The organism is Rhodanobacter ginsenosidimutans (assembly GCF_042655685.1).
In the GTDB taxonomy this organism is placed as follows: domain Bacteria; phylum Pseudomonadota; class Gammaproteobacteria; order Xanthomonadales; family Rhodanobacteraceae; genus Rhodanobacter; species Rhodanobacter ginsenosidimutans.
On sequence record NZ_JBHSMM010000001.1, the window covers coordinates 1,899,998 to 1,924,503 of the forward strand.

Sequence of the window (24,506 nt, forward strand, 5' to 3'; positions counted from 1 at the left end):
CTGATGGGTTTCGCTCCCCCCGCTCGCGGGGGGAGCTGCCCGAAGGGCTGAGGGGGGACGCTTTTCACGGCGCAGAGCAAGAGCGCCCTCATCCGCCCTGTCGGGCACCTTCTCCCGCGAGCGGGAGAAGGGATCGTCAGACGGCGTCCGGCTGCCTTTCCGGCGCGGCCTGCTGGAACGCCTCCAGCTCGTTGCAGGCGGCGTGGATGCGTTGCAGCGTGGGGTAGTTTTCCAGCGGCAGCTTCCAGCGCAAGGCGTTGTAGAACTGGGGCACCAGGCAGGCGTCGGCCAGGCCCGGCGTGTCGCCGTGGCAGAAGCGACCGGTGGCGGGGTTGTCGGCCAACATGGCTTCCAGCGCATCGAACCCTGTCGCGATCCAGTGCCGCGACCATTCCGCGCGTTGCACGTCGTCGGCACCGAACTGCGCTTCCAGGCGCTGCAGCACGCGCAGGTTGCCCAGCGGGTGGATGTCGCAGGCCACTGCCATCGCCAGCTCGCGCACCCGCGCGCGGCCGCGGCTGTCGGCAGGCAGCAGGGCTGGTTCGGGGAAGGTCTCGTCCAGGTATTCCATGATCGCCAGCGACTGGGTGATCGCGCGGTCGCCGTCGAGCAGGCAGGGGATCAGTTGCTGCGGGTTCAAGGCGCGGTAATCGGCGCCGTGCTGCTCGCCGCCGTCGCGCAGCAGGTGCAGCGGCTGGTAGTGGTAATCCAGCGCCTTGAGGTTCAGCGCGATGCGTACGCGGTAGACGGCGCTGGAGCGCCAATAACCGTACAGGGTCAGGGTAGGGCTCAAGGCTCGGCTCCTGCGGGTGGTCCGGAAGGGTGTCCCGGTTTGCGTCAGCGCGGGCCGCGCCGGACAATAGGCGGTTCCTGCCCGGCCGCCCCTGGTCCGGGCGGTCGTCCAAACATATCACTGGAGTCCTGCCGTGTCCGTCACCCGCATGAGCGATCTTGATCTGCGCGACAAGCGCGTATTGATCCGCGAAGACCTGAACGTGCCGATCGACAACGGCCACATCACTTCCACCCAGCGCCTCGACGCCGCCCTGCCCACGATCCGTGCCGCTCGCGATGCCGGCGCCAAGGTGCTGGTGCTGTCGCACCTGGGCCGCCCGAAGGAAGGTCAGTTCGATGCCGAGTCCTCGCTGGCGCCGGTGGCCACCTGGCTGGGCGAGCAGCTCGGTACGCCGGTACGGCTGGTAGCCGATTACCTCGACGGCGTCGAGGTCGCCAGCGGCGAGGTGGTGGTGCTGGAAAACTGCCGCATGAACGTGGGCGAGGGCAAGGACGACGACGCGCTGGCGCAGAAATATGCCGCGCTGTGCGACATCTTCGTGATGGACGCGTTCGGCACCGCGCACCGCGCGCAGGCCTCCACCCATGGCGTGATCAAGTTTGCCCCGGTTGCCGCCGCCGGCCCGTTGCTGTCGGCCGAACTGGACGCGCTGGGCAAGGCGCTGGAGCAACCCGCGCGGCCGCTGCTGGCGATCGTGGCCGGCTCCAAGGTATCGACCAAGCTGACCTTGCTCGACAACCTCATCGGCAAGGTCGACCAGCTCATCGTGGGCGGCGGCATCGCCAACACCTTCATCGCGGCGATGGGTTTGCCGATCGGCAATTCGCTGTACGAAGCCGATCTGATCGACGCCGCCAAGAAAGTGCTGGCCGACGCCAAGGCCCGCGGCGCCGAAGTGCCGATGCCGGTCGACGTGGTGGTGGCGCCCACGTTCTCCGCGCAGGCGCCGGCCACGGTGAAGGCGGTCGATGAGGTGCACGATGACGAGATGATCCTGGACATCGGCCCGCGCACCGCGCAGATGTACGCCGAGCTGATCGCCAAGGCGGGCACGGTGGTGTGGAACGGTCCGGTCGGCGTGTTCGAGTTCGACGCGTTCGGCAAGGGCACCGAAACCCTGGCGCGCGCCATCGCCGCCTCGCCGGCGTTCTCGATCGCCGGTGGCGGCGACACGCTGGCCGCGGTGGACAAGTACGGCATCGCCGATGACGTCTCCTACATCTCCACCGGCGGCGGCGCGTTCCTGGAATTCCTGGAGGGCAAGGAGCTGCCGGCGGTCACCGCACTGAAGGCGCGGGCGTCGAAGTAATGCTTTGCCTGTTCGACCTCGACGGCACCCTGATCGATTCGGAGCTGGGCATCTTCAGCTGCATCCGCCATGCGCTGGTGCAGATGCAGGTGCCCGCACCCACGCCCGAGGCCTTGCGCGACTGGATCGGCCCGCCGCTGCACCAGGGCTTCGCCGCGTTGATGGACAACGATGCGGCGAAAGTCACTGCCGCCATCGGTCATTACCACGACCGGTTCACCGCCATCGGCTGGCGCGAGCACGCCGTGTATCCGGGCTTGGCTCAGTTGATCGAAGGACTGCAGGCGGCTGGCCATCAACTGGCAGTGGTCACCAGCAAGCCGCGGCTGCACGCGTTGCCGATCGTGGAAAGCCTGCCGTTCGGCGCGGCTTTCCAGCATGTGTATGGCCCGGAGCCGGGCAATCCGCATTGCGAGAAGGCATCGATGATCGCTGCCGCGCTGGCCGATTTCCGATCTGCGCCAGAACATGCGGTGATGATCGGCGACCGCCGTTTCGACATCGAGGGCGCGGTGGCGAACCGGGTGCGCGGGTTTGGCGTGCTGTGGGGTTTTGGCAGCCGCGAGGAGTTGACGTTGGCCGGGGCGACTGCCATCGCCAATGATCCGGGTGAGCTGGCCGGGTTTATCAATGAAGCCGCGGCAGCTCTGGCGGCTGATGCTTAGGGTGCGCTGATCGAGGCTCGCGCGTTGTCCTGGCGAAACAGGCCATTGCCGTCATCCCAGCGAAAGCTGGGATCCAGCGACTCCCGGTCACTGCATGAAGGCACTGGATTCCAGCTTTCGCTGGAATGACGGCTTGTTTGGACCACGCTTCAACCCGGCCGCCGCGCGCCCAACGTCACCAGCAATTCCTGTGCCGCCCGCACGCGCTCCGTCGCGCCCGGCAGATCCATGATGATCTTCAGCTTGTCCCGGCCATCCAGCTTGTAGATGCGCGGCTGGCGCTGGATCAGGTTGATGATGGTCATCGGATTGATCTCGGGCTTCTCGCGGAACACGATGCGTCCGCCGCTGGCGCCCAGATCCAGCTTGCGAATGCCCAGCGGCGTGGCCATCAGTTTCAGCGTGGCCACCGCGAACAGCTGCTTGGCCGGCGGCGGCAACAATCCGAAACGGTCGATCATTTCCACCTGCAGGTCGCGCAGGTCGGCTTCGTTGCGGGCGCTGGCGATGCGCTTGTACAGCGTCAGGCGGGTGTGCACGTCCGGCAGGTAATCGTCGGGGATCAGCACCGGCAGGTGCAGTTCCACCTCGGTCTCGTGTTCGCTGCTCAAGTCGAAGTCGGGCACCTTGCCGGATTTCAGCGCGCGCACCGCGCGGTCCAGCAGTTCGGTGTAGAGGCCAAAGCCGATTTCCTGGATCTGGCCGGATTGTTCATCGCCCAGCAGCTCGCCGGCACCGCGGATCTCGAGGTCGTGCGTGGCCAGGGTGAAGCCCGCGCCCAGTTCCTCCAGCGAGGCCAGCGCTTCCAGCCGCTTCTGCGCGTCGGCGGTGATCGACTTGCGATCAGGCACCACCAGGTAAGCGTAGGCGCGGTGATGCGAACGGCCCACGCGGCCGCGCAGCTGGTGCAACTGCGCCAGGCCGAAGCGGTCGGCGCGATCGATGATGATGGTGTTGGCCGTGGGTATATCAATTCCCGTTTCAATAATCGTGGTGCAGGCCAGCACGTTGAAGCGCTGGCGGTGGAAATCCGCCATCACGCTTTCCAGCTCGCGCTCGGGCATCTGGCCGTGGGCGATGCGGATGCGCGCCTCGGGCACCAGCTCTTCCAGCTCGCGCACGGTGCGCTCGATGCTCTGCACCTCGTTGTGCAGGAAATACACCTGGCCGCCGCGCGACAGCTCACGCTGCAGGGCCTCGCGGATGGTGGCCGGGTCCCACGCGGCGATGAAGGTGCGCACGGCGGTGCGGTGGGCAGGCGGGGTGGCGATCAACGACAGGTCGCGCAGGCCGGCCATGGCCATGTTCAGCGTGCGCGGGATCGGCGTGGCGGTCATCGTCAGCAGGTCGACTTCGGCGCGCAGCTTTTTCAGCTGCTCTTTCTGGCGCACGCCGAAACGCTGCTCCTCGTCGACGATCACCAGGCCGAGATTCTTGAACTTCACGTCGGGCATCAGCAGTTTGTGCGTGCCCACGATCACGTCGATCTGGCCGTCGGCCAGGCGCTTCAGCGCCTCGTTCACTTCCTTGCTGGACTTGAAGCGCGACAGCACGTCCACGCGTACCGGCCAATCGGCGAAACGGTCGGCGAAATTGCGGTAATGCTGCTGCGCCAGCAGCGTGGTGGGCACCAGCACGGCCACCTGCCGGCCCGCGGTGGCGGCGGCGAACGCGGCGCGCAGGGCCACCTCGGTCTTGCCGAAACCCACGTCGCCGCAGATCACCCGGTCCATCGCGCGCGGTGCGGCCAGGTCGTTCAGCACGGCTTCGATCGCGCTTTCCTGGTCGGGCGTTTCCTCGAACGGAAAGCCGCGACCGAACTCTTCCACCATCTGCCGATCGATCGGCATCGACTCGCCGCCGCGCGCCTCGCGCTGGGCGTAGATCGCCAGCAGCTCGGCCGCCACGTCGCGTACTTTCTCGGCGGCCTTCTTGCGCGCGCGTTCCCACGCGTCACCGCCCAGCGAATGCAGCGGCGCCAGTTCCGGCGCGGTGCCGGAGTAGCGGCTGACCAGGCCCAACTGCGCCACCGGTACGTACAGCTTGTCGCCCTTGGCGTATTCGATGGTGAGGAACTCGCCATCCATGCCGCCCACGTCCATCGACACCAGGCCCTGGTAGCGGCCCACGCCGTGATCGACATGCACGATCGGCGCGCCGATGGTGAGTTCGGTGAGATCGCGGATGATGCTTTCCGGATCGCGCGCGGTGCCGCGGCGGCGCTTGCGGTCGCGCTCGCTGCGCACCCGTTCGCCATAGAGCTCGCGCTCGGTGAGCACGGTGATCGGCGGTTTGGTGAGCGCGAAACCCTGCTCAAGCCCGGCAATGGTGATGGCGAACTTGATTCCCTCTGCTGCTTCCTGGGGGAGGAGAAAGTCAGGCCAGCTCTCCACGTTCTGCGGCTTCAGCCCTGCTGCCGCCAGCGTTTCGATCAAGGCCTCGCGCCTACCCGCCGAATCCGCGGCGATCAGCACGCGCCCCGGATAGCTGGCCAGAAAATGCCGCAGCGAGGTGCCGGGCTCTTCGCCCTTGCGGTTCAGCGGCAGCTCCGGCGCAGGCTGGGTGCCCACGGCCACGGCGTGCTCGTGGCTGGGGTCCACCACTTCCACCCGCAGCCGCTTGTTGAGCTGCGCGCGCCATTGCTCCGGCGGCAGGTACAGCTCGGCCGGTGGTAGCACCGGGCGCTCGATGTCGTGGGCACGCTGGTCGTAGCGCTCGGCCGTCTGCGCCCAAAACTGGTCGGCCGCTTCGCCCGCACCTTCGCCCAGCACGAACAGCGCATCGTCGGCGAGATAGTCGAACAGCGTGGCGGTTTGCTCGAAGAACAATGGCAGGTAGTACTCGATGCCGCCGGGCGTAACGCCTTCCTTGATGTCCTGGTACAGCGGGCAGCGGCGCACGTCGATCGGGAAGCGCTCGCGCAGGTTGCTGCGGAATGACTTGGCCGATTCCTCGGTGAGCGGGAATTCGCGCGCGGGCAGCAGCTCGATCTTTTCCACCTGCTGTTGCGAGCGCTGGCTTTCGGGATCGAAGCTGCGGATCGACTCCACTTCGTCATCGAACAACTCGATGCGGTAGGGCATGTCGCTGCCCATCGGGTAGATGTCGATCAGCGCGCCACGTACCGCGAAATCACCCGGCTCGGCGACCTGCGGTACGTGCCGGTAGCCGGAGGCTTCCAGCCGGCGCTGCTCGTGCGCCAGGTCCAGTTTCTGGCCTTTGTCCAATACCAGGCCCGCGCCGGTGATGTGACTGCGCGGGGCGATCCGCTGCATCAGCGTGGCCACCGGCACCACCAGCACGCCGCGCTGGATGCTGGGCAACCGGTACAGCGTGGCGATGCGCTGCGACACGATCTCCGGATGCGGGCTGAACGCGTCGTAGGGCAGGGTTTCCCAGTCGGGGAAATGCAGCACGGGCAAGCCGCCGCTGAACACGCGCAGCTCGTCTTCCAGCGCGCGGGCGCGTTGGGTGTCGCGCGTCACCGCGACCACCAGTCCCGGATGCGCACGGGCGGTTTCCGCGATCAGCAGCGCGCGCGCCGAGCCATCCGGTGGCGACCAGTAACGGCGCTGTTTCGGGGTGGTGGGCAGGGGCGGGTGCGGCAGGGATTTCGACATAGGGCAATCTTGCCGTTGCGCAAGCGTGCCCCGCGCCATGGCGTCGGCGGGCACGGTCGCCGGCGGCGATGACGTGGAGACAAGCGGGCAAGTGTAACTTGCGGGAAGGTGGGTGGCGGCCGTTCCCCAGGTTTCAGCGTGACGCCGGACGCAGCATGTCCTCCACCGCCGTGTAATCACCATCGTTCGGCAACGCGGGGATGCCCAGCAGGTGTGCCATCAGCGGATAGACATCCACGTTCGCGAACGGGGCCACCGTGAGGCCCGCACGAAAATCCGGCCCGTGCGCCACGAACAGCGCCTGCATGGCGGGCGCCGCATTGTCGTAGCCATGCTCGCCCACGCTGACGCGGCCCTTGTGGCTGGCCATGTACGCCGTGGTGGTGATGCGCCAACCCACGTGCGCCGAACACAGCAGTTGCGGCACACGGGCGTTGTGGCCGTAGGCGAGGCGCGCCGGTACGCGGGTCTTGTCCCAGCAATCCATGTTCGGCTGCGGCTGCTCCAGTTTCTTCTCGATGCGGGTGAACGCGGCCTGCGCGGCGGGCGAATCGGACAACGGATTGAAGCCGGCCAGCACGCCCAGGCTCACCGTCTGTACCTGGTCCAGCGGGATCAGCTTGTCGATCAGCACGCTGTTCTGCAGCGGCACGCTCGCCATGCCGTGGTCGGACAGCACGATCAGGTTGATGCGCTCGAACAGGCCGCGCTGCCGCAAGCCCTTCACCAGCCGCGCCAGCGCGGCGTCGGTTTGGCGCAGCGCGTCGTCCACCTGCGGTGAATCCGGGCCGTGATGATGGCCGGCGTGGTCGACGCCATCGAAATACAGGGTGAGAAAACCCGGCCGCTGGTCTGCGGGCAGATCCAGCCAGGCCAGCACCTGATCCACGCGCTGGTCGGGTGTGACGGCGCCGTCGTACGGCTTCCAGTAATCCGGATGGTGGCCGTGGATATCCGCTTCCGAACCGGGCCAGAACATGGTGGCGGTGCGCAGGCCGTGGCGGTCGGCAGTCTCCCAGATCGGCGTGCCCTGATCCCACCAGCGGCCGTCGCTCACCGCTCGCCGGTTGCCCAGCGAAAACTTGCCCAATTCGGGATCGAACATGGTGTTGTTGACCACGCCGTGGTGATCCGGGCGCAGGCCGGTGACCAGCGTGTAGTGGTTGGGAAACGTCAGCGACGGAAACGAGGGCTGCATCGATTGCGCCCGCACGCCGTCGCGCGCCAGCATCGCCAGGGTGGGGCTCAAGCCTCGCGTGAGGTAGTCGGGACGGTAGCCGTCGATCGAGATCAGCAGGAGCGGATGTGTACCGGCGGTTTTGCCCGCGCTGGGCGGCTGCGTGGCGCAGCCGGCGCCGAGCGCCAGCAGCAGCGCGCACAGCAGGCGAAACAGGATGTTCATGTGCAATGCCTGAAAATGGAGCGGAATGATTCCTCCATGATCGCGCAGATGCATGACCATGACATGGCTACGCACACGTTTTGACGCACGTATCCGCTGGCTCGCCGGCCTCAGCCTGGCGTTGCCGCTTGGCATTGCGTTGGCCGCGCCGCAACAATCCGTGCAGCGCAAACCCGCCACGCCGCCGGTGCCGAAAACCGCGCCGCCGCTGCGGGTGGCACCCATCCCGCCGCGGCCCAATCTGCAATTCCAGCAGCAGGTGCAGCAACAGCAACTGCGCAAGGAATTCCAGCAAAGCCAGCTGCGCGGACAACTGCAGCAAGGTGTGTCGGACGTGGCCAGGCAACCCTATGCGAACAATCCGTCCGCCGGCCGGCAGTTCGACCGTGCGGACGATGCACGGCGCGACCGTGACCGCGCCCAGCAGCAAAGCCTGATCGATCGCTACTGGGGCGTGCCGGTGCAGCCGCCGGCCCCGGCGCCGGCAAACAGCGGCGGGTGAAAGCCAGGCACTTTTTGTAGGAGCGGCTTCAGCCGCGACGCTTTTCGCACCTGCTGACACCAGGGCCAGAGCATCGCGGCTGAAGCCGCTCCTACAGGGATTGCGCAGACAAACAGAAACTACGCGAACAAGTCGCCAGCCGGCGCCGCGTGTTCGTGATCCAGTAGCAGGCGCTTGATTTCCAGGCCGCCGCTGAAGCCGGTGAGGCTGCCATCGCGGCCGATGACGCGGTGACACGGCACGATGATCGGCAACGGGTTGCGGCCGTTCGCGGCGCCTACCGCCCGCATCGCGCGGGGCCGGCCGATGCGATGGGCCAGGTCCGCGTAGCTGATGGTGACGCCGTAGGGGATGCGTGCCAGTTCCTCCCACACCTCAAGCTGAAACGGCGTGCCTATCGGGTGCAGCGGCAGGTCGAACTGGCGGCGTTTACCGGCGAAGTATTCCGTCAGCTGGGCGCGGGCCATGGCGATCGGCGCCGAGGCGTGCGCTGCGGTCACCCGAATCCAGTGCGGCGGGATGACCAGCGGATCACGCTCGTGCTCGAACCAGATGCCGCGCAGGCCATCGGCGTCCGCCACCAGTTGCAGGCGGCCGACCGGGCTCGCCATTTCGTCGTGGTGAATCGTGTCGGTCGGGGTTTTCATGGGGTCTTCTCCGATTTCTTCGAGCGCGGCGCGGGCGGTGCATCCGCCGTGCCGCGCCACAGGTGGATCACGGTGTACGCGCGCCAGGGCCGCCACGCTTCGGCGCGCTGGCTGAGCGCTTTCGTGCTCAGCGGCGTCGAATCGGTGGTGGCGACACGGCGCAGGATCAGGTCGGCAGCGGGGAATGCGTCCGGTTCGCTCAATGCGCGCATGGCCATGTAGTGCGCCGTCCATTCACCGATGCCGGGCAGGGCGACCCAGCGGGCTACGAATTCATCCAGCGACTGGTCCGCGCGAAAGTCCACGCGTCCGTCCAGGAGGGCCTGCGCCATGCCGCGCACGGTGGCGGCGCGCGCGGTGGTGAGGCCGACCTCGCGCAGCTCCGCCTGCGCCAGCACTTCCGGTGTGGGGAACAATCGCTCCAGCCCTGGCATCGGCGCCTCGGCCACGGGCTGGCCCCAGCGCTGCACGATGCGTGTGGCCAGCGTGCGTGCCGCCGCCACGCTGATCTGCTGACCCAGGATCGCGCGCACCGCTATCTCGAAACCGTCCCAGCCGCCGGGCAGGCGCAGGCCCGGCCGGCGTGCCAGCAGCGGACCGAGGATGGCGTCATCGCGGAACGTATCGGCGATGGCCTGCGGGTTCGCGTCCAGGTCGAACATCCGCCGCAGCGTGGTCACCACGCCGAGCAACCGGCTCGATTGCGGGCAATGCAATTGCAGCCGCAGCGCATGCTCGCCCGGCCACGCACTGAGCCGCAGCCAGCCCGGCGCATCCGCAGGGCCGAACACGCGCGCATAGCTGTCGTCATCCACGCGCTCCACGCCGGGCATGGCGCGCGTGCGCAGGAATGCCAGCAGCTCACCGAACGCGTACGGCGGCCGGTAGCCCAGCCGCAGCACCAGCGCATCGCCGGCGGCCGCGCGCGGGTGGCGGCGCAGCTCGCGCGGCGCGATGCGGTTCGCCTGGGCGAACGCCGCGTTGAAACGGCGCAGGCTGCGGAATCCCGACGCCAGCGCCACCTCGGTCACCGGCAATGCGGTTTCCGTCAGCAACTGCTTCGCGAACAGCAGCCGGCGCGTGGTGTGCACGCTGATCGGCGGCGCACCGACGCGCTCCACGAACAGCCGCCGCAACTGGCGCGCCCCGACGCCGATGTGGGTGGCCAGTTGCGGCAGCGAGCTTTCCTCCAGCGCACCGCTTTCGATCAGCTTCAGCGCACGCGCCACCACGTGGTCGCCGCGCTGCCATTGATCGTTGCCCGGCGAAAGCTCCGGCCGGCAACGCAGGCAGGGGCGGAACCCGGCCGCTTCGGCGGCGGCTGCATTCGCGTAGTAACGCACGTTCGCCCGCTTCGGCACGGGTGCCGGGCATACGGGCCGGCAATAGATGCCGGTGCTGCTGACCGCGGTGAAAAACAGCCCGTCGAAACGCGCGTCGCGGCTGAGCCGGGCCTGTTCGCAGATATGCGGGTCGGGCAGGGATGAGGTGATGTCCATGTGCGCAGGCTAGCACCGCGCTGCGGCGTGAACTCGCCGTTTTCGGACATCAATGCATCACGGTTCAGTCGGGTGAATCGCCCGAGGATTCGCGCACGGATTGGGCACCGCAGGCGACGTCGATCGCGCGGCGAAGTTCGCGCGTCGTGTACGGCTTGGAGATCGCCGGCATCGACATGTAACGGGGCGGGATGTCCTGGCGCGATTGACAGCTGGCGATGATGCAGGGGATGCCGCGTTGCGCCAGGCAGTCCAGCAGCGGGTAGGCCATCACGCCTTGCAGTTGCAGGTCGACCACCGCGAAATCGCAGTTTTCCGTGCGCGCCGCTTCCATGGCCTGATCAAGTGCGGCAATGCAGCGGACGACCGTGCAGCCCAATCGGCCGAGTACGTCCGCTAGCGTCCCGGCGAGGAGAAAATCATCCTCGAACACCATCACTCGCAATCCTGCGATGTCCATAAGCGCACTCCTGCCGTGCCGGTTTCATCGGTGTCCCCGATGACCAGCATACGCAGCCGGGGAGCGCTCTGCCAGCGCAATCATGTTGCAGCGTGTGGGCCGTTGTCGGAACCGATCCGGCTCAGGGTCGCCATCAACGTCTTGATGCGGAAGGGTTTTTCCAGAACCGTCAACCCGGCGTACGCGGCCGGAAGCTGACCGGCACCGTAGCCGGTCAGCACGCAAACCGGTATGTGCCGCGATTTCAGCGAGGGCAACAGCGTTTCGGTGGTGGTTGTTGCCAGGCGGTAATCGATCAGCGCCACGTCCGGCTGCGACGTCCGCAGCAGGCCGATCGCCGCCGGTACGGTCGCGACCGGCCCCAGCACGTGATAGCCGCCATCTTCCAGTGCGGCTTCGAGAGTGGCGGCAACCAGCAGTTCATCCTCCACCACCATGACGACCTGGCCATCGGGATGTGCCGCGTTCATGCTCATGCTCCTGGGGCGCCTGCTGTGGGGGCAGGTGCAGCGTGGCCCGCAATCCTCCATGGGCATAGGTGACAGTGCTGTGACCCTGCAGCTCGTACGCCAGCTGGCGCTCCACCATCAGCATGCCGAAGCCCCGATGTTGCGGCTCGACCACGGGCGGGCCGCCGGATTCCGCCCAGCGGATGTCGATGGCATCGGCCCGGTCGGCGGGGTTTTCCCAGCGCACCTCCACATGCCCGTTCGCGGTGGACAACGCACCGTGTTTCAGCGCGTTCGCCGCCAGTTCGTGGATGACCATGCCCAGCGCCAGGGCCTCGCGCGGGGCGAGGTTCAACGGTGGCCCGTCCAGCGAGAAGCGCGATGGATCGACGTTCGCGGCCAGCGTTTCGCGCACCAGCTCCTGGAACGGCAGGTGCGACCAGCCCGCTTCCGTCAGCAGCTTATAGATGCGCGCCATGGCCTGCAGCCGGTCCTGGAACGCGTCCAGCACGTTCTCATCGACCGCTTTCGCCAGGGTCTGGTTTGCCACGGCGCTGACCACCGCCAGCATGTTGCGCACGCGGTGGTTGAGTTCGCCGATCATGGTCTTGTGTCGCGCGTCGGCGTCGGCCAGTTTCCTGTTCGCCGTCGCCAACGCCTCGTTCGCGATGCGCAGTTCGTCCGCCAATTGCGTCACCGTGGGCATGTCCGGGTTCTCCAATGAGGCGCCCGAGTGTACATAGCACCAGGTGACCGTCGATTCACGTCCGGGCACGCTCCCGGCGGCGGCTCGTGCTTCAGCGCGTGACCTATACTGCTTTGTCTTCGTACGGAGGCCCATCGATGAGCGCACCCACCCGCATCGACACCACCCGCGTCATCCGCGCGCCGCGTGGCAGCGAGCTCAGCTGCAAGAGCTGGCTCACCGAAGCGCCGTTCCGCATGATCCAGAACAACCTCGATCCGGAGGTGGCGGAGAACCCGGCCGAGCTGGTGGTGTACGGCGGCATCGGCCGCGCCGCGCGCAACTGGGAGTGCTTCGACGCGATCCTGAAATCGCTGCGCGAACTGAACGACGACGAGACCCTGCTGGTGCAGTCCGGCAAGCCGGTCGGCGTGTTCCGCACGCACAAGGACGCGCCGCGCGTGCTGATCGCCAACTCCAACCTGGTGCCGCACTGGGCGACGTGGGAGCACTTCAACGAGCTCGATAAGAAAGGCCTGATGATGTACGGCCAGATGACCGCCGGCTCGTGGATCTACATCGGCTCGCAGGGCATCATCCAGGGCACCTACGAAACCTTCGTCGAGATGGGCCGCCAGCACTACGGCGGCAACCTGAAAGGGAAGTGGCTGCTCACCGCCGGCCTCGGCGGCATGGGCGCGGCGCAGCCGCTGGCCGCGTCGCTCGCCGGCATGTGCGGCCTCAACATCGAATGCCAGCAGAGCCGCATCGATTTCCGCCTGAAAACCCGCTACGTCGACGAGCAGGCCAGCGACCTCGACGACGCGCTGGCGCGCATCAAGAAGTACACCGAGGCCGGCGAAGCGAAATCCATCGCGCTGCTCGGCAACGCGGCCGACATCCTGCCCGAACTCGTGCGCCGCGGTGTCAAGCCCGACGCCGTCACCGACCAGACCAGCGCGCACGACCCCGTCAACGGCTACCTGCCGCAGGGCTGGACCGTGGAGCAGTGGTTCGAACGCCGCAAGGCCGACCCCGTCGGCACCGCCCGCGCCGCCAAGCTGTCGATGAAAACCCACGTCGACGCGATGCTGGCCTTCCACGCCCAGGGCATCCCCACCTTCGACTACGGCAACAACATCCGCCAGATGGCTCAGGACGTTGGGTGCGAAAACGCATTCGCATTCCCCGGCTTCGTCCCCGCCTACGTGCGCCCGCTGTTCTGCCGCGGCGTCGGCCCGTTCCGCTGGGTGGCGCTATCCGGCGACCCGGAAGACATCTACAAGACCGATCAGAAAGTGAAGGAGCTGATCCCCGACGACGAACACCTGCACCGCTGGCTCGACATGGCGAAGGAGCGCATCAGCTTCCAGGGCTTACCGGCGCGAATTTGCTGGGTCGGGTTGGGATTGCGCGACAAGCTGGGGCTGGCGTTCAACGAGATGGTGCGGAACGGGGAGTTGAAGGCGCCGGTGGTGATCGGGCGCGATCATCTGGATTCGGGATCGGTGGCGTCACCGAACCGCGAGACTGAGGCGATGAAGGATGGCAGCGACGCGGTGTCCGATTGGCCGTTGCTCAATGCGATGTTGAATGTGGCTGGTGGGGCGACGTGGGTGTCGCTGCATCACGGCGGCGGAGTGGGGATGGGGTATTCGCAGCATTCCGGCGTGGTGATCGTTTGCGATGGTTCGCGCGAGGCGGATGAGCGGATTGCGCGGGTGTTGTGGAATGATCCTGCCTCGGGTGTCATGCGGCATGCGGATGCGGGGTATGGGGATGCGGTGGTTTGTGCGAAGGAGCAGGGGCTGAAGTTGCCGATGATTTGAGCGCCGGAAGGCCAGGCTTGAAGCCTGGCTGTTGCTCGCATGGAACCGCCATGTCGAGAGCGAGCGAACCATGGCTGGGCCGGAACGCATCATCACATGCGTGCATCACCGCAAATCATAGCCGGTCCGCCGTAAGACGCTGACGGCTGCTTCTGGCTCGGGCGAAGATAGCGTCTTTACCCGTTCGCCTTGTCTGCCCGGTCAGACCAATGGCTGGCGAAAGGCAGGCTCATCTGCGAGACAAGCGCGCCAATCAGGGATCTCCGGGCGGCCATGCCCTTATGGCTGGCGCATGCTTCGCGGCCGGGCATCATCCGAATACCATGGTCGATCCGTGGCACGCGGTTGGCACCCGTATGTACGCCAGGGCTGATCCGCCAAGCAAGGACAACCTGTTGAAAGACCCAAAAGTTAGCCTGTCGCAACTCGAATCTTTCCTGATGGGCGCGGCCGATATCTTGCGTGGCAAGATGGATGCCTCCGAATTCAAGGAATTCATCTTCGGCCTGCTCTTCATCAAGCGCCTGTCCGACGAGTTCGATGCCAAGCGGACACGCTTGCGCATGCGGGACTTTGCCCATTTGGCCGATCAGCCCAAACTGCTGGCCGAGCTGCTGGAAAGCAAGACCAGCTACGGCGAAACCTTCTACGTGCCGGTACGCGCGCGTTGGAATGCTTCGTGGCTGGATGAGAACGGCGACACCGTGCCGGCGCTCAAGGATCTGAAGCATGATATCGGCGCCATGCTCAACAAGGCTGTTGCCGCGCTGGAGGACGAGAACGACTCGCTGGCCGGCGTGCTCAAGAGCAACATCAACTTCAACGAAGTCAAGGGCAAGACCAAGATTGCCGACCAGAAGTGGAAGGACCTGCTCGACCACTTCGACGGCTTCGGTCCGCTGGTCAATGACCGCTTCGAATTCCCGGATCTGCTGGGCGCCGCCTACGAATACCTCATCAAGTACTTCGCCGACAGCGCCGGCAAGAAGGGTGGCGAGTTCTACACCCCCGCCGAGGTGGTGCGCCTGCTGGTGCAACTCACCAAGCCTGCCGCCGGACAGAGCATCTACGACCCCACGGTGGGCTCTGGCGGCTTTCTGATCCAGGCGCACCAGTACGTGGAGGAGCAGGGTCAGGACGCCAACGACCTGGCGCTCTACGGGCAGGACTCCAACGGCACCGTGTGGTCGATCTGCAACATGAACATGATCCTCCACAACATCACCCGCTTTACCATCGAAAACGGCGACACGCTGGAAGACCCGCAGATTCTCGAAAGCGGCCGCATCCGCCAGTTCGACCGCGTGCTGGCCAACCCGCCGTTCTCGCAGAACTACAGCCGCGCCAACGTCAAGTTCGCCAGCCGCTTCCGCGAGTGGTGTCCGGAAACCGGCAAGAAGGCCGACCTGATGTTCGTGCAGCACATGCTGGCCAGCCTCAAGCCCGGCGGACGCATGGCGACCGTCATGCCGCACGGCGTGCTGTTTCGCGGCGGCAAGGAAAAGCTCATCCGCGAGCTGCTGCTGGACGACGACTGCATCGAGGCCATCATCAGCTTGCCACCGGGCCTGTTCTACGGCACCGGCATCCCCGCCTGCGTGCTGGTGTGCAACAAGCAGAAGCCTGACGAGCAGCGCGACAAGATCCTGTTCATCAACGCCGACCGCGAATACGGCGAAGGCAAGGCGCAGAACAAGCTGCGCCCGGAAGACATCGAGAAGATCGACTTCGTGTTCACGAATAGGCGCGAGTTGCCCAAGTACTCGCGCCTGGTGGACAAGCGCGAGATCGTGGACGAGCACGACGCCAACCTCAACATCCGCCGCTACGTGGACAACACGCCCGACCCCGAACCCGAGGACGTGCAGGCGCACCTGATCGGCGGCATCCCGCAGGCCGAAATCGACGCCCTCGGCCCCCGCTTCAACCAGTTCGGTGTCCAGCCCGCCAGCCTGTTCCGCGCCGAGCGCCCCGGTTACCGTGCCTTTGCCGAGGTCATCGCCGACAAGCCCGCGATCAAGCGCGCGCTGGAAGCCGACCCCGCACTCACGCAAACCCTCGCCCGCCACCAGCAGGCGCTGGCCGACTGGTGGCGCGAAGCCAGCCAGGACTTCGCCGAGCTGGAGCATGTTCAGGCCGGCAACGGTGGGCGCAAGACACCCGACATCCGCCGCGCGCTGATCCGTTCGCTCAAGACCAGGCTGATGCCGCTGGGCGTGCTGGACGAGTTCAAGAGCGCCGGCGTGTTCGTCAACTGGTGGCAGCAGATCCGTTACGACATCAAGACCATCATCGCCAGCGGCTGGCACCACAGCCTGATTCCCGACGCCTACCTGATCGCGGCGTTCTTCCAGCAGGATGCCGACGCCATCGAGGCGCTGGAAGCGACCATCGCCGAGGCGCAGGCGGAGCTGGACGAAGCCGTGGAGGCTGCCGTGGAGGTGGCCGGCTGGGAGCCGGAGGCCGACGAGAAGGCCAGCGCCGCCGTGCTCAAGAAAGCGCTGAAGTCCCTGATCGATGATCTGGCGAACGCCACCGGCGCCAGCGCGGAGAAGGAACGCAAGGCCCTGAAGGCACAGGATGCCGCCATCAAAGCCGTCGAGAAGCGTATCAAGGACGCCAAGGCCAAACACCGGCACAAGCGCACCGAACTCGAAGAAAAGCTGGAGCTGAAGCGCGTCGGCGCCGACGCCGCCAAGGCGGAAAGCCAGACGCTGATCGCGCAGATCGACCAGCGCTTGGCCAGGCTGGATGGCGACAAGCTCACCGGGCTTAAGCAGGCCAAGGCGCTCGTCAGCGACAAGGAGACCCTGCAAGCGTGCATCGCCCGCATCGATGCCCTGCTCAAGGCCATCGGCGGGCAGCTGAGCGATGCCGAGGCGCGCATGTTGATCCTGAAGAAGCTCGATGACCTTGCGCGCGCTGAGTTGGCGCGCTACCTGAATGCCGAAAAGCGGGGGTTGGTCCTGGCGGTAGAAAACCTGTGGGACAAGTACGCGGTGTCGAGCCGCCAACTTGACGCGGCGCGCGCCGAGACACTGACGTCGCTGAACACGATGTTGGCGGGATTGAGGTATCAGTGATGTTGAAACAGGCAGGCGCGGATCAATGGGATATGAAGACTTTGCGCCAGCTGGCGCAGATCAATTACGGACGTGATGCGAAACCGATACTTGATCCGTACGGCACCTATCCCGTTTACGGAACAGGCGAGAGCAGTAGATGCGGAACGTCGTATCTTTACGATGGCGACTCAGTCGTGCTTGGGCGTAAGGGGACAATAGGCAGGGTCCAATTTGTGACCGGGTCGTTCTGGACGATTGACACTGCATACTTCCTGAGCAAGTTTTCGGAATGTGAGCCGAGGTGGATCTACTACGTATTGTCGAGCTTCGATCTGCGCAGCCTGAATGAAGCGACCGGCGTTCCGAGTCTTGCGCGCGAGGTTTTGTATCGCTTGCCAGTGTCGACTCCGCCGCCACCCGAACAATCCAAAATCGCGGAAGTGCTGTCGACGGTGGATTGGGCGATTGCGCAGACCGAGGCGCTGATCGCCAAGCAGCAGCGCATCAAGACCGGCCTGATGCAGGACTTGCTCACCCGCGGCATTGACGAACACGGCCAACTCCGCTCCGAAGCCACCCACGCCTTCAAGGACTCACCGCTCGGCCGCATCCCTGTGGAGTGGGAATCCGATTCGATAGTCAGCTCCATGGATCAGATCATGGATTTCCGTGGGAGGACACCGAAGAAGCTTGGTTTGGACTGGGGTGGTGAGATTCCTGCGCTTTCTGCCATGAACGTCGAGATGGGCAAGCTTAATTTTCAGAAGCACACAAATTTCGGTGACGAGAATCTCTATGGTCGGTGGATGACTCACGGTGACGCAAAAAAAGGCGACGTCATCATGACGACGGAAGCGCCGCTTGGGAACGTTGCCCAAATACCGAATAACGAACGCTACATACTCAGCCAACGCGTCATCTTGCTACGAGGCAAAGTGGGGGTAATAGACAATAAATTTATGCGGCACTATCTGAGTGCGCAACTGTTTCGCAAAACTATGCATGAGCAATCATCTGGTACAACAGCGACAGGGATTCAGCGGCGAAAGCTAGAGCAACTCTTGATTCGCATTCCACCAATCGATGAGCAAGCTAACATATCCGCAGTAATCGATGGTTGCGATGGTGAGATCGAAGTCGCTACCGGTCAACGTGAAAAATTTTCTTGTCTAAAGACCGCCCTGATGCAAGACCTGCTCACCGGCAAAGTCCGCGTCACACCATTGCTTCAACCGGCCAAGGAGGCCACCGCATGAAAGCACAGGATCTGCAGTTCACCCAACTGTTGCAGGGCGCCAAGCAGTTCATCATCCCCATCTTCCAGCGCCCGTACAGCTGGGAGATCGCCCACTGCGAGCAGCTCTGGCACGACATCCTGCGCGCGGGCAGCCATGCGGAGCTGGACAGCCATTTCATCGGCTCGGCGGTCTACATCCCCGAAGCCGAAACCAGCGCGGCGATCTCGCGCTGGCTGGTGATCGACGGGCAGCAGCGCATCACTACTTTGTCGCTGCTGTTGCTGGCGCTGAAGCGACGACTGGAAAGCGAAGGGGTGGAGACGCCGGTGTCGGCGGCGGAGGTCGAGGACTATTTTCTGCTGAACCGCTACGGCAAGGGCGAGCAGCGCTACAAGATGCTGCTGACCAAGAGCGACAAGGACACGCTGATCGCGCTGCTCGATGGCAAGGCGCTGCCGGAGACCGCTTCTCATCGCATCCGGGAGAACTTCGATTTCTTCAGCGGCAAGCTGGCGAGTGCAAACCTTGGCGTGGTCTATACGGGCATCCAGAAACTGATGATCGTGGACGTGCGCCTGCAGCAGGGCATCGACAACCCGCAGATGATCTTCGAGAGCATGAACTCCACCGGCAAGGCGCTGACCCAGGCCGATCTGATCCGCAACTACGTGCTGATGGGGCTGCCGCACGAGCAGCAGACGCGGCTCTACGAAGACTACTGGCGGCCGATGGAAAAGCTGTTCGGTGCGGAGAATTACACCAGCTACTTCGACGAGTTCATGCGCTTCTTCCTGGTCATCCATACCCGCAACCACCGCACCCGCAAGGACGAGGTATACAGTGAGTTCAAGACCTATTCGCTGGACCAGAAGGTCGAGCCGCTGCTGGCGTCACTGCTGGAATTTGCCCGCTACTACTGCGCCATGGCGCTGGGCAAGGAGCAGGATGCGGAGCTGGCGCGCGCCTTCCAGGACATCCGCGAGCTGCGGGCAGACGTGTGCTACCCGATGCTGATGGAGGTGTACCACGACTACACGCGGCAGCTGCTGGACAAAAAGGATTTCAACCAGATCCTGCTGCTGGTGGAAAGCTACGTGTTCCGCCGCGCCATCTGCGACATCCCCACCAACTCCCAGCGGCAGACCTTTGCCACCTTCTGTCGCCAGCTCAAGAAGGATCGCTACCTGGAGAGCGTCAAGGCCGTTTTCATGCTGCTACCGTCGTACCGGCGCTTTCCGGGCGACGAGGAGTTCCGCCGCCAGCTGCAGATCCGCAACCTGTACAAGTTCAACCGGCGCAGCTACTGGCTGCGGCGTTTCGAGAATTTTGGCCGCAAGGAGCGGGTGATGGTGCAGGACTACACCATCGAGCACATCATGCCGCAGAACGACCATCTGAGCGCGGCGTGGCGCCAGTCACTGGGCAGCGACTGGGAGCGCGTGCACGCGCAGTACCTGCACACGCTGGGCAACCTCACGCTGACCGGCTACAACGCCGAGTACAGCGATCGACCGTTCGCCGAGAAGCGCGACATGAAAGGCGGCTTTGCGCAGAGTCCGCTGAAGCTCAACGAAGGGCTGGGCAGCTGCGCCGACTGGAACGAGCAGGCCATCGTGAAGCGTGCCGAGCACCTGGCCACGCATGCGCTGGATATCTGGCAAGCCCCCGCCCTGGCCGACGATCTGCTCGCCGCCTATCGCGAAAAGAATCCGCAAGTCGAATCGCTCTACACGCTGGAAGATCATCCCAACCTGGCGTCCGGGCCGATGCGTGAGCTGTTCGAGCGCTTCCGCAAGGAAGTGCTGGGCCTGGACGAATGCGTGCACGAGGAATTCCTGAAACTCTACGTCGCCTACAAGGCGGAAACGAACTTCGTTGACGTGGTCCCCCAGGCCAAACGCCTGCGGCTGACGCTGAACATGCCGTTCCCCGACATCGACGACCCACGCCACAAATGCCGCGACGTCACGAACACGGGGCGCTGGGGCAACGGTTGCGTGGAGGTGGCACTGGAGCAGCAAGAGGACCTGCCCTACGTGATGGGCCTGGTGCGCCAGGCACTGGAGCGGCAACTGGGCGAAGATGACGAGGAAGCCGCCGCCGCATGAGTGCCGGGTTCGCCCCCTTGAACATTAGGCGCGACCAGCGCTCTGCCGGAAAGCGTCGGCGCGGCCGCAAGACAGGGAGCTTCCCATGAGCGAGCTGGTGATTTTCGAGGAGGACGCGCAGCCGGTGGAGGTACGGCTGGAGGGCGACACCGTCTGGCTGAGCCTGCAACAGCTGGCCGACCTGTTCGGGCGCGACAAGTCCGTCATCTCCCGGCATCTAAAAAACATTTTTGACAGCAAGGAGTTGGACAGGGATCGAACCGTTGCAAAACATGCAACAGTTCAGAGGGAAGGCAAGCGTGAGGTCGCTCGCGGCATCGAGTTCTTCAACCTCGATGCCATCATTTCCGTGGGTTACCGCGTCAATTCGGTGCGTGCAACGCGCTTCCGCCAATGGGCCACGCGCGTGCTGCGCGAACACCTGACGAAAGGTTACAGCCTCGGCGAGCACCGCCTGGCGCAGCAAGGCATGGCCGAGCTGGAACAGGCCATGGCGCTGTTGTCGCGGACGCTGGAGCGCCAGGAGCTGGTGACCGACATCGGCCGCGAGGCGGTCGGCATCATCATGGGCTACGCCCGTACCTGGCGTTTGCTGCTCGATTACGACGAAGGCAAGCTGCAGGTGCCGGCGGGCCAGCGCAATCCGCGCGAGGGATTGTCCACGGCCGAAGCCCGTCAGGCGCTGGATGCACTGGCCGACGAACTGAAAAGCCGCGGCGAGGCCAGTGAGCTGTTTGCGCGCGACCATGGCGACAACCTGGCGGGTATCCTGGGCAATATCGAACAGACCATGTTCGGCGAGCCGCTGTATGCCACCGCCGAGGAACGTGCGGCCCATCTGCTGTACTTCCTGATCAAGAACCACCCGTTTTCCGACGGCAACAAGCGCTCGGGTGCGTTCCTGTTGTTGCTGTACCTGCGCAAGCAGGGGCTTGAGCTGACGCTCAACGAGCAAGGCCTGACGGCGCTCACCTTGCTGATTGCCGAATCCGATCCCAAGGCCAAAGAGCTGATGGTGCGCCTGACCATGAACCTGCTTTCCGGTCGATCCCCTGCCTTGCATGCCAGCCGGAGCGGCCATGAGCACTAAACCCACACCCGTCCATATCAAACTGGACGAGCGTCAGCATGTGGAGCTGCCGTTCCTGCAGCAACTGGAGGGGCTGGGCTGGAACGTTCTCGACTTGACGGACAAGAAGCAGACGCCGGCCGACACGGGACGTGCGAGCTTCATCGAAGTGGTGCTGGAGAAGCGCCTGCACGCGCAGCTCACGGTGATCAATCCGTGGCTTGAAGAGTCCCAAGTGGACGACGTGGTGAAGCTGTTGACGGCGAGCTTCCCCGGCAACGACTTGCTGAAGAACAACCAACACCTGCTCCACCTGTTGCTGGAAGGCACCAGCGTGGCCGAGAACCGGCAGACCGGGGAGGTCAGCCCCACAGTCCGCTTCGTGGATTTCACCGACCCGCGCAACAACGACTTCACCGCCGTGTGCCAGTTCAAGCTGCGCATCCTCGGCACCGAACACCACATCCTTCCCGACATCGTGCTGTTCCTGAACGGCCTGCCGGTGGTGCTGGTGGAGTGCAAGTCGCCCAAGGTCAACGATGCCCTGGCCTGCGCCATCGACCAGATGCTGCGCTACAGCGAGCAGCGCGGTGCGAAGGGCGAAGGCAGCGCGCCGCTGTTCTGGTACAACCAGTTCATCATCGCCACCTGCCGTCAGCAGGCCAAGTTCGGCACCATCTCCACGCACACGGAAAAATACTTCTACCGTTGGGCCGATCCGTACCCGCGTACGCTGGAAGACCTGGACCACGGCGCCGGCAGCCCCAATGATCAGCAGCGGCTGGTGGCCGGCATGTTGGACAAGCAGAACCTGCTGGATCTGATCCGCACCTTCACGCTGTTTTCCACCAATGATGACGGCCAGACGATCAAGGTAGTGGGCCGTTACCAGCAGTTCCGCGCGGTAAAGCTGGCGGTGAAGCGGCTGCTGGAGGGCAAGACGCCACGTCAGCGCAGCGGCATCATCTGGCACACCCAGGGCTCGGGCAAGTCGCTAACCATGATGTTCATGGTGCGCGAAATGTACAGACACGCTCAGCTGGCGCACTGGAAGGTGGTGTTCGTCACCGATCGTACCCAGTTGGAGGACCAGCTCAACGAGACCAGCCAGGCGATCGGCTTCACCGTGAAGGTGGCCGACAGCATCAAGCGACTGAAGGAGTTGCTGGCATCGACATCGTCGGATCTGGTGATGGCAATGATCCACAAGTTCCGCGAGACCGAGCTGGAAGCGAGCTTCCCGGAGCTCAACGCCAGTCCGCACATCCTGGTGATGACCGACGAGGCGCATCGCTCGCAGTACCACCTGCTGGCGACCAATCTTGACCGCGCGATCCCCCGCGCGGCGCGCATTGGCTACACCGGTACCCCGATCGACAAGACCGAGCGCGTGTTCGGCGACTACATCGACAAGTACACCATGCGCCAGTCCATCGCCGACGGCGTGACGCTGGAGATCGTCTACGAGGGCCGCACCCACAACGCCGAGGTGGATGATGCCGAGGCGATGGATACGGATTTCCAGGACGTGTTCAGTGATTACCAACTGGAAGATCGGCTGGAAATTCTCGGTTACGGCTCGCGGCAGGCCTATCTGGAGGCCGACCCGACCATCGCCGCCAAGGCGGCCGACATGGTGGGACACTACCTGGCGCACGTGTTCCCGAACGGCTACAAGGCGCAAGTGGTGGCCACCTCGCGCGAAGCCGCGGTGCGCTACAAGAAGCACATCGACGCGGCGCTGGCCGCGGCGTTGGAAGAGCTCGAGCAGGCCAATCCGGACGGGCTGGATCTGGCTGTGCTCAGGGCCTTCGAGACCGACGTGATCATTTCCGGCAGTCACAACGACCTGCCGCACCTGAAGGCATACAGCGACAGCCGCCGGCATGAGACCAGCATCAAGCGCTTCAAGCTGGCCTTCGGCGCCAAGGCTGACGGGGTGGACGGTGGACTCGGCATTCTCATCGTCAACAACATGCTGCTGACGGGCTTCGATGCGCCGGTGGAGCAGGTGATGTACCTGGACAAGGTGGTGGTAGCGCACAACCTGCTGCAGACCATCGCGCGCGTAAACCGTGTGGGCGGCGAGGCCAAGGACAAGGGTTTCATCGTCGACTACGTAGGCATTGGCCATCACCTGAAAAAGGCGCTGGACAACTACGACGAGCGCGAACAGAAGGAAATCACGAACGGCCTGAGCTTTCCCGAGCAGGAACTGCGCGAGCTTGCCGCGGCCCATGCTGAGATCATGGCGCTGCTGAAGCGGCACGGATTGACCGACCTTAACGACCCCGATGCCTTTTTCGACGTGTTCTACGACGAAGACATCCGCTTTGCCTTCATGCTGGCGTTCAAGAAGCTCACGCGAGCGCTGAATACGGTGTTCCCGGCCAAGGAGGCGCTGGGTTATATGGCCGACTACCAGGCGCTGACCGAAATCAATCTGCTGGCCGGCAAGCACTTCCACGATGAGCGCCTGAGCATGCAGGGCATTCCGCCCAAGCTGCGTGCCGTCGCCGATGCGCATCTGCGATCGAAGGGCATCTACACCAAGATCAAGCCGATTTCCATCCTCGACGAAGACTTCGAGAGGGACGTCGGCGAGCGCAAACGTACCAAGACCAAGGCCGCTGAAGTGGAACACGCGATTCGTCACCATCTGGACGTGGAACTGGATGATGATCCGGATCTACAGGCTTCGTTTGCCGAGGCGCTGGCTGCCACTCTGAAAGAATTCAAGGACAACTGGGACAAGATCTACGAGGAGCTGGAGAAGCTGCGCAAGCGCATCCGGGATGCCCGCAACGAACCGACCTACGGTCTGAACCGCAAGAAGCAGTTGCCGTTCTTTCGCTTGTTTCAGCGTGAACTGGGGGCCACGATGGAGCGGCATCCCGACTACGGCGGCAAGCCTGATGAGCGCATCGCCGTGCTGGTGAACCTGACCCAGCAGATCTACAACGCCGTGGAGTGCGAGCTGAAGTTGACCGGCTTCTGGGAGAGCTTTCCGGCTCGCAACAAGCTGAAGGCGGAGTTGCAGCAGATCCTTGTTTCACCGCAGTTTGCCAGGGTGCCTGACTTGGTACGCAAGCGCGAGGCGGTCATCAGCCGAGTGATGGAGCTGGCCGAAGCCAAGCACGACACCATCCTCTACGCCGCATGA

Annotated in this window: 18 protein-coding genes; 9 read left to right on the plus strand and 9 right to left on the minus strand. The window is 64.6% G+C overall.

What is annotated here, in order from left to right; translation table 11 throughout:
• Nucleotides 1-136: 136 nt before the first annotated feature.
• Entirely contained in the window at nucleotides 137-793 is a 657-nt protein-coding gene (gene maiA / locus ACFPK0_RS08315; RefSeq protein WP_056079269.1) for a maleylacetoacetate isomerase, read from the minus strand.
• A 133-nt stretch (nucleotides 794-926) separates the two neighbouring features.
• Here maiA and ACFPK0_RS08320 point away from each other — a divergent pair, with 133 nt between their 5' ends.
• Together ACFPK0_RS08320 and ACFPK0_RS08325 are read left to right on the plus strand one after the other, a co-directional pair.
• On the plus strand, nucleotides 927-2,105 hold the full coding sequence (locus ACFPK0_RS08320) for a phosphoglycerate kinase (protein WP_377339730.1): 1,179 nt from the start codon (nucleotides 927-929) through the stop codon (nucleotides 2,103-2,105).
• Entirely contained in the window at nucleotides 2,105-2,770 is a 666-nt protein-coding gene (locus ACFPK0_RS08325; RefSeq protein WP_377339741.1) for an HAD hydrolase-like protein, read from the plus strand. The genes ACFPK0_RS08320 and ACFPK0_RS08325 overlap by 1 nt, the downstream gene beginning before the upstream one ends.
• A gap of 149 nt (nucleotides 2,771-2,919) precedes the next feature.
• Here ACFPK0_RS08325 and mfd read toward each other — a convergent pair whose 3' ends face one another.
• Together mfd and ACFPK0_RS08335 are read right to left on the minus strand one after the other, a co-directional pair.
• The gene (mfd, locus tag ACFPK0_RS08330; RefSeq protein WP_377339743.1) at nucleotides 2,920-6,390 is read right to left on the minus strand and encodes a transcription-repair coupling factor; all 3,471 of its coding nucleotides are present in this window, start codon (nucleotides 6,388-6,390) and stop codon (nucleotides 2,920-2,922) included.
• A 133-nt stretch (nucleotides 6,391-6,523) separates the two neighbouring features.
• On the minus strand, nucleotides 6,524-7,792 hold the full coding sequence (locus tag ACFPK0_RS08335) for an alkaline phosphatase family protein (RefSeq protein ID WP_377339745.1): 1,269 nt from the start codon (nucleotides 7,790-7,792) through the stop codon (nucleotides 6,524-6,526).
• Nucleotides 7,793-7,844: 52 nt separating this feature from the next.
• On the opposite strand from ACFPK0_RS08335, the gene ACFPK0_RS08340 reads away from it, so the two are divergent.
• On the plus strand, nucleotides 7,845-8,294 hold the full coding sequence (locus ACFPK0_RS08340) for a hypothetical protein (RefSeq protein ID WP_056603887.1): 450 nt from the start codon (nucleotides 7,845-7,847) through the stop codon (nucleotides 8,292-8,294).
• A gap of 119 nt (nucleotides 8,295-8,413) precedes the next feature.
• Here ACFPK0_RS08340 and ACFPK0_RS08345 read toward each other — a convergent pair whose 3' ends face one another.
• The 5 genes from ACFPK0_RS08345 to ACFPK0_RS08365 form a co-directional block, all read right to left on the minus strand.
• The gene (locus tag ACFPK0_RS08345) at nucleotides 8,414-8,941 is read right to left on the minus strand and encodes a methylated-DNA--[protein]-cysteine S-methyltransferase (RefSeq protein ID WP_377339747.1); all 528 of its coding nucleotides are present in this window, start codon (nucleotides 8,939-8,941) and stop codon (nucleotides 8,414-8,416) included.
• A complete protein-coding gene (locus ACFPK0_RS08350; protein ID WP_377339750.1) occupies nucleotides 8,938-10,440 on the minus strand; it encodes an AlkA N-terminal domain-containing protein in 1,503 nt (500 codons plus the stop codon). Before ACFPK0_RS08350 ends, ACFPK0_RS08345 begins: the two co-directional genes overlap by 4 nt.
• Nucleotides 10,441-10,504: 64 nt before the next feature.
• The gene (locus tag ACFPK0_RS08355; RefSeq protein ID WP_377339752.1) at nucleotides 10,505-10,900 is read right to left on the minus strand and encodes a response regulator; all 396 of its coding nucleotides are present in this window, start codon (nucleotides 10,898-10,900) and stop codon (nucleotides 10,505-10,507) included.
• A gap of 80 nt (nucleotides 10,901-10,980) precedes the next feature.
• Nucleotides 10,981-11,370 (minus strand): response regulator, encoded by a 390-nt coding sequence (locus tag ACFPK0_RS08360; protein WP_377339754.1) that lies wholly within the window; start codon nucleotides 11,368-11,370, stop codon nucleotides 10,981-10,983.
• Nucleotides 11,321-12,055: a sensor histidine kinase gene (locus ACFPK0_RS08365; RefSeq protein WP_056603876.1), complete on the minus strand. Its 735-nt coding sequence runs from the start codon at nucleotides 12,053-12,055 to the stop codon at nucleotides 11,321-11,323. The genes ACFPK0_RS08360 and ACFPK0_RS08365 overlap by 50 nt, the downstream gene beginning before the upstream one ends.
• A 137-nt stretch (nucleotides 12,056-12,192) precedes the next feature.
• Between ACFPK0_RS08365 and hutU the strand changes: the two genes are divergently transcribed.
• Nucleotides 12,193-13,863 (plus strand): urocanate hydratase, encoded by a 1,671-nt coding sequence (hutU, locus tag ACFPK0_RS08370; protein ID WP_377339756.1) that lies wholly within the window; start codon nucleotides 12,193-12,195, stop codon nucleotides 13,861-13,863.
• A 176-nt stretch (nucleotides 13,864-14,039) separates the two neighbouring features.
• On the opposite strand, the gene ACFPK0_RS08375 is transcribed toward hutU, so the two are convergent.
• The gene (locus ACFPK0_RS08375; RefSeq protein WP_377340326.1) at nucleotides 14,040-14,444 is read right to left on the minus strand and encodes a hypothetical protein; all 405 of its coding nucleotides are present in this window, start codon (nucleotides 14,442-14,444) and stop codon (nucleotides 14,040-14,042) included.
• Between ACFPK0_RS08375 and ACFPK0_RS08380 the strand changes: the two genes are divergently transcribed.
• From ACFPK0_RS08380 to ACFPK0_RS08400, 5 genes are all read left to right on the plus strand, one after another.
• Nucleotides 14,334-16,946 (plus strand): N-6 DNA methylase, encoded by a 2,613-nt coding sequence (locus ACFPK0_RS08380; RefSeq protein ID WP_377340303.1) that lies wholly within the window; start codon nucleotides 14,334-14,336, stop codon nucleotides 16,944-16,946. The genes ACFPK0_RS08375 and ACFPK0_RS08380 overlap by 111 nt on opposite strands.
• The gene (locus ACFPK0_RS08385) at nucleotides 16,946-18,184 is read left to right on the plus strand and encodes a restriction endonuclease subunit S (RefSeq protein WP_377339760.1); all 1,239 of its coding nucleotides are present in this window, start codon (nucleotides 16,946-16,948) and stop codon (nucleotides 18,182-18,184) included. The genes ACFPK0_RS08380 and ACFPK0_RS08385 overlap by 1 nt, the downstream gene beginning before the upstream one ends.
• On the plus strand, nucleotides 18,181-20,274 hold the full coding sequence (locus ACFPK0_RS08390) for a GmrSD restriction endonuclease domain-containing protein (protein WP_377339762.1): 2,094 nt from the start codon (nucleotides 18,181-18,183) through the stop codon (nucleotides 20,272-20,274). Before ACFPK0_RS08385 ends, ACFPK0_RS08390 begins: the two co-directional genes overlap by 4 nt.
• 85 nt (nucleotides 20,275-20,359) lie before the next feature.
• Complete coding sequence (rhuM, locus tag ACFPK0_RS08395) at nucleotides 20,360-21,364, plus strand: RhuM family protein (protein ID WP_377339764.1); 1,005 nt, start codon at nucleotides 20,360-20,362, stop codon at nucleotides 21,362-21,364.
• The gene (locus ACFPK0_RS08400; RefSeq protein WP_377339766.1) at nucleotides 21,354-24,506 is read left to right on the plus strand and encodes a type I restriction endonuclease subunit R; all 3,153 of its coding nucleotides are present in this window, start codon (nucleotides 21,354-21,356) and stop codon (nucleotides 24,504-24,506) included. Before rhuM ends, ACFPK0_RS08400 begins: the two co-directional genes overlap by 11 nt.

What these genes read in the sequence shown, in the direction of transcription:
- ACFPK0_RS08365 (WP_056603876.1), bottom strand. Translation starts at nt 12,055, where the DNA reads ATGCCCACGGTGACGCAATTGGCGGACGAACTGCGCATCGCGAACGAG.
- ACFPK0_RS08350 (WP_377339750.1), bottom strand. Translation starts at nt 10,440, where the DNA reads ATGGACATCACCTCATCCCTGCCCGACCCGCATATCTGCGAACAGGCC.
- ACFPK0_RS08380 (WP_377340303.1), top strand. Translation starts at nt 14,334, where the DNA reads ATGGATGCCTCCGAATTCAAGGAATTCATCTTCGGCCTGCTCTTCATC.
- ACFPK0_RS08345 (WP_377339747.1), bottom strand. Translation starts at nt 8,941, where the DNA reads ATGAAAACCCCGACCGACACGATTCACCACGACGAAATGGCGAGCCCG.
- ACFPK0_RS08360 (WP_377339754.1), bottom strand. Translation starts at nt 11,370, where the DNA reads ATGAACGCGGCACATCCCGATGGCCAGGTCGTCATGGTGGTGGAGGAT.
- ACFPK0_RS08325 (WP_377339741.1), top strand. Translation starts at nt 2,105, where the DNA reads ATGCTTTGCCTGTTCGACCTCGACGGCACCCTGATCGATTCGGAGCTG.
- ACFPK0_RS08385 (WP_377339760.1), top strand. Translation starts at nt 16,946, where the DNA reads ATGTTGAAACAGGCAGGCGCGGATCAATGGGATATGAAGACTTTGCGC.
- ACFPK0_RS08355 (WP_377339752.1), bottom strand. Translation starts at nt 10,900, where the DNA reads ATGGACATCGCAGGATTGCGAGTGATGGTGTTCGAGGATGATTTTCTC.
- ACFPK0_RS08400 (WP_377339766.1), top strand. Translation starts at nt 21,354, where the DNA reads ATGAGCACTAAACCCACACCCGTCCATATCAAACTGGACGAGCGTCAG.
- ACFPK0_RS08335 (WP_377339745.1), bottom strand. Translation starts at nt 7,792, where the DNA reads ATGAACATCCTGTTTCGCCTGCTGTGCGCGCTGCTGCTGGCGCTCGGC.
- ACFPK0_RS08340 (WP_056603887.1), top strand. Translation starts at nt 7,845, where the DNA reads ATGACCATGACATGGCTACGCACACGTTTTGACGCACGTATCCGCTGG.
- mfd (WP_377339743.1), bottom strand. Translation starts at nt 6,390, where the DNA reads ATGTCGAAATCCCTGCCGCACCCGCCCCTGCCCACCACCCCGAAACAG.
- hutU (WP_377339756.1), top strand. Translation starts at nt 12,193, where the DNA reads ATGAGCGCACCCACCCGCATCGACACCACCCGCGTCATCCGCGCGCCG.
- ACFPK0_RS08375 (WP_377340326.1), bottom strand. Translation starts at nt 14,444, where the DNA reads ATGGGCAAAGTCCCGCATGCGCAAGCGTGTCCGCTTGGCATCGAACTC.
- rhuM (WP_377339764.1), top strand. Translation starts at nt 20,360, where the DNA reads ATGAGCGAGCTGGTGATTTTCGAGGAGGACGCGCAGCCGGTGGAGGTA.
- ACFPK0_RS08390 (WP_377339762.1), top strand. Translation starts at nt 18,181, where the DNA reads ATGAAAGCACAGGATCTGCAGTTCACCCAACTGTTGCAGGGCGCCAAG.